The organism is Corynebacterium sp. (assembly GCF_012837295.1).
GTDB lineage: Bacteria > Actinomycetota > Actinomycetes > Mycobacteriales > Mycobacteriaceae > Corynebacterium.
The window spans coordinates 1-4406 of record NZ_DURI01000072.1 but is presented as its reverse complement, the minus strand read 5'-3'; the positions used below and the strand labels follow the sequence as shown (position 1 = coordinate 4406).

Annotated in this window: 3 protein-coding genes; all 3 read left to right on the top strand. The window is 72.5% G+C overall.

Annotated features, from left to right (window positions below; translation table 11 throughout):
- Window positions 1–134 precede the first annotated feature (134 nt).
- Window positions 135–3461, top strand: coding sequence for a murein biosynthesis integral membrane protein MurJ (gene murJ, locus GX015_RS02505; protein WP_291342540.1), 3327 nt, complete (start codon window positions 135–137; stop codon window positions 3459–3461).
- Window positions 3462–3521: 60 nt separating this feature from the next.
- Entirely contained in the window at window positions 3522–4163 is a 642-nt protein-coding gene (gene sigM / locus GX015_RS02500; RefSeq protein ID WP_291342539.1) for an RNA polymerase sigma factor SigM, read from the top strand.
- Window positions 4160–4406: hypothetical protein (locus tag GX015_RS02495; RefSeq protein ID WP_291342537.1), on the top strand; the 247-nt coding region annotated here is incomplete at its 3' end. The genes sigM and GX015_RS02495, both read left to right, overlap by 4 nt.

Below are 4406 nucleotides of genomic sequence, written 5' to 3'. Positions count from 1 at the left end.
GCACCGCTCCCGCGGCGCGACGCGAGGAGCAGGCGCCGAATCTCCATCAGCCGCCGACGACGCGGACCGGACCCGCCGCCTCGAGGGCGGCCGGGTCCGCTCTGGCGGCGGCTACGGCAACGGGATCCGGCGCCGTGGCCGTCGCCGAGGCGGGCAAGTCCGCCGAGACCGGGAAGGCGAGCGACGCCGACGTCGTGCGCTCCACCGGCTCAATGGCCATCGCCACGCTGATCTCCCGGATCACGGGTTTCGCGCGCAACGCGCTGATCGGCATCACGCTCGGCCCGGCGGTCGCGTCGGCGTTCAACGTCGCCAACACGCTGCCGAACCTGATCACCGAGATCGTCCTCGGCGCGGTGCTCACCTCGCTGGTGGTGCCGGTGCTGGTGCGAGCCCAGAAGGAGGACGCCGACGGCGGCGCCGCCTTCGTCCGCCGCCTGCTGACGCTGTCGCTGACCCTGCTGGGCACCGTCACCGTCCTCGCGGTCGTCGCGGCCCCGTTCCTGACGCGGGTCAGCCTCGACGCAGACGGCAAGGTCAACGTCCCGCTATCGACGTCATTCGCGTTCCTGTTATTGCCGCAGATCGTCTTCTACGGCGTGTTTTCGCTGCTCATGGCGGTATTGAACACCAAGGGGGTGTTCAAACCGGGGGCCTGGGCGCCGGTGGCCAACAACGTGGTGGCCATCGCGACGCTCCTGCTCTACTGGCTGCTCCCCGGCGTCCTCCCGTCCGACCACCCGGGCACCATCACCGACCCGCACATCCTGTTGCTGGGCGTCGGCACGACGCTGGGCGTGGTCATCCAGGCGCTGATCATGATCCCTCCGCTGCGTCGCCTGGGCATCGATCTGCGCCCGCTGTGGGGCATCGACGACCGCATCAAGCAGTTCGGCGGAATGGGCATCGCGATCGTGGCGTACGTGGCCATTTCGCAGGCCGGCTACATCATCACCACCCGCATCGCGTCGGCCGCCGACGCCGCCGCGCCGACGGTGTACCAGCAGGCGTGGCTGCTGCTGCAGGTGCCCTACGGCATCATCGGCGTCACCCTGCTGACGGCGATCATGCCGCGCCTGTCCCGCAACGCCGCCGACGGCGACGACAAGGCCGTCGTCCGCGACCTGTCGGTGGGCACGCGCCTGACCATGATCGCGCTGATCCCGATCGTCGTGTTTTTCACGGCCTTCGGCGTGCCCATCGCCAACGCGCTGTTCGCCTACGGGCTCTTCCCGAAGGAGACCGCGGACATCCTCGGCTGGACGCTGTCCTTCTCGGCGTTCACGCTCATCCCGTACGCGCTCGTGCTGCTGCATCTGCGCGTATTCTACGCCCGCGAGGAGGCGTGGACGCCGACGTTCATCATCTTCGGCATCACGGTGGTCAAGGTGGCGCTGTCGATGATGGCGCCGCTGCTGGCCTCCCGCACGGAGCTCGTCGTCGTCCTGCTGGGCGCGGCGAACGGCTTCGGTTTCGTCGCCGGCGCGATCATCGGCGCGTGGCTCCTGCGGCGGACGCTGGGCAATCTGCGCGGCGGGGAAGTGCTGAAGACGTGCGTCTGGGCGCTGGGTTCCGCGCTGGTCGGCATCGCGGTGGCCATGGCCTTCGATTCCTTCGTCATCGGCGCCCCGCTGGACACCCTCGGCTCGATCGGCGCGATGCTGCGCGTGGGCTTCTCGGGCGTGCTGTTCCTCATCGTCACCGGCGTCGTGCTGTCTCGGTCGCCGCTGCCCGAGGTCCGCACCCTGGGCGGTTTCCTGGGCCGCATCCCGGGTCTGCGCCGGTTCGCGCCGAAGCCGGCGGACGCCGACGAGCTCGACGCGAATGACGCGGACGCCGCCATCGCGGGCGCCGTCGTGGGCGGTCCTGCCGCGGCCGCGGGCGAGAACGCGGCAATGGCCTCGGAGGGCTTCACCGCCTCGCCGATGCTGCCGCCGATGCCGTCGGAGGCCTCGCGCCCGACGCGCTTCGTCCCCGGCGAGATGGTCTTCGGCGGCCGGTACCGCCTGCTGTCGGAGGAGGGGTCCCGCCCGGGCGTGCGCTTCTGGCGCGCGGTCGATCGTTCGGGCCCGGTCCGCGTCGACGACGCGGGCAAGAAGCTTCACGACGAAGTCGCCCTGACGTTCGTCGACACCCTCGTCGCACCGCACGTCGGTTACACGGCGCCGGGCGCCGCCGTGAAGATCGCGGAGGGCGCGAAGGCGCTGCGTCGCGCGGAAGGTCCGGGGCTGGCGCGGATCCGCGCCGTGCATCTGGGCCGCACCGACGTCATCGTCGCCGCCGATTGGGTGCCGGGCGTCCCGCTGTCCGCGGTGGGGGAGGGCACCAACGCCGACGCCGCCGCGTTCGCCGTCGCCGATCTGGCGGAGGCCGCGGGCCGCGCCCACGCCAAGGGCGCCGTCCTGGGCGCCGACGATCTCGACCGCCTGCGCGTCAGCGTCGACGGCCGGGTGTCGCTGGCCTTCCCGGCGCCGCTGCCCGCGGCCACGGAGGACGGCGATCTCGAGGTCGCGTGCCGCGCCCTGTCGTCGCTTCTCGACGGCTGCCGCCACGTGCCCGCCGACATCATCGGCATCCTCGACGACGCCTCCCGCGACCTCGCCGCCGCTCCCGCGAACGACGGTGATCGTGGCGTGGCCGGGGCGTCGGAAAGCGACGCCGACTCGGCCTCCGGCGCCGACACCGACGGTGCCAACCGCAACCGAGGCCTGGTGCTGGCGAAGAAGCTGCGGGAGGCCGCGCTCGGCCCGGATTCGGGCCAGCTGCAGGTCATCGCCGAACACGTGGACGCGCCGGCGACGCCCAAGCGGCTGCGGCAGGTCACGTCGACGACGCGCGGCAAGCTGTGGGGCTCCGGCGCGATCGTCGTCGGCTTCGTGCTGGTGCTCGCGCTGATCCTCGCGGCCGTGTTCGCCTGGTTCAACCGCGCCGACGACTCGCCGCTGACGCCGGATTCGGTGCGCCGAGGTCCCGAGGCCGCCGAGCAGGCGCTGCCGAGCGGGCCGATCCGCATCGCCGATGCCCGGGAGTGGCAGACCACGAACGCCAACCCGATCGCCGGTCCCGACGACCCGGAGGGCGCCGCGCTCGCCATCGACGGCGACGGGGAGACCGCCTGGACGACGTCGGTGTACAACGCGCAGCTGGGCACCGGCCCCGACGCCCTGAAGCCGGGCATCGGACTCGTGCTCGTCTTCGGCGTCGACGCCGAGGCCGGCACCGTGAAGATCACCGGCTCCCCTGGCGCGATGGTCGAGATCCGGTCCATCCCCGCCGATGTCGCGGACGCCGGCACGGGCGATCTCGCCGACACGACGGTGCTCGGCCAGGGCCGGCTGGGAGAGGGCGAGACGACCATCGAGCTCGACGACGCCGGCAAGGCCCGCCACCTGCTGATCTGGGTCACCGAGCTGCCGATGCCGCAGGCCGCCTCCATCGCGGAGGTCACGGCCGCGCGGTAGCGGGACCGCGGCCATCTCGCCCGAATGGCGCGCCCGCCCCGCCCGTGGTGGGATGGGCGCGTGAACTTCGGGGGGAGGGTCACCGCGCCGACGGCGTTGGTCGACCGCAGGAGCATGGGCAAAGCCGCGGATGAGCCGGGGGACGGCGCTCCGCCGGATGATCGCGGCGATCTTGAGCTGCTCGCCGCGCATCTCGCGGGCGACGCCCGGGCGTTTCCGGCGCTCGTCGACAGGCACGAACGGCAGTTGTGGTGGACGGCGAAACGCCACTCGCGCACCGAATCCGACGCCGCCGACGCAATGCAGGAGGGTCTGGTCAAGGCCCTGCGCAGCGCACCGTCGTTCCGCCGCGATTCGTCGGTGGCGACGTGGCTGCACAAGATCGTGGTCAACAGCTGCCACGACCGGATGCGCGGCCGCCATGGCCCGCCCGACGGCGTCGTCGACGAGCGCGCCACCCCGGGCCGGATCGAACCGCACGTCGGCGACCCGTCGCTGAGCGTGGTCATGCGCCAGGCGATGTCTCGCCTGCCCGCCGAGCAGCGCGACGTCATCGTCGAGGTCGACGTCATGGGCTGGCCGCTGGCCGACGTCGCCCGCCGCCTGGGCATCCCCGAGGGCACCGTCAAGTCCCGCCGCGCCCGCGCCCGCGCCACCCTGCGCCGCCAGCTGCGCCGTCTCGAATCGGAGGTCGCCCGATGACCCGCCCCGGATCCTGCACCCCGCGCGGGCGGGTGGACGACGCCTCGCTGGAGTACCTCGCTTCCTCATTGCTTTGCGACGATGCCCCTCCGCCGTCCGTCCACGACCACTGGAAAGACCATCACTCGGCAACGGGCGGCGGCGAATCCGCGACGGTGCTCCGATTTCCCGGGCGGGGCACGCGGATGTGGTCCGCCCCGGCGGCCGCGGCGGCCGCCGTCGTGATCCTCGCCGGCGGGGCGT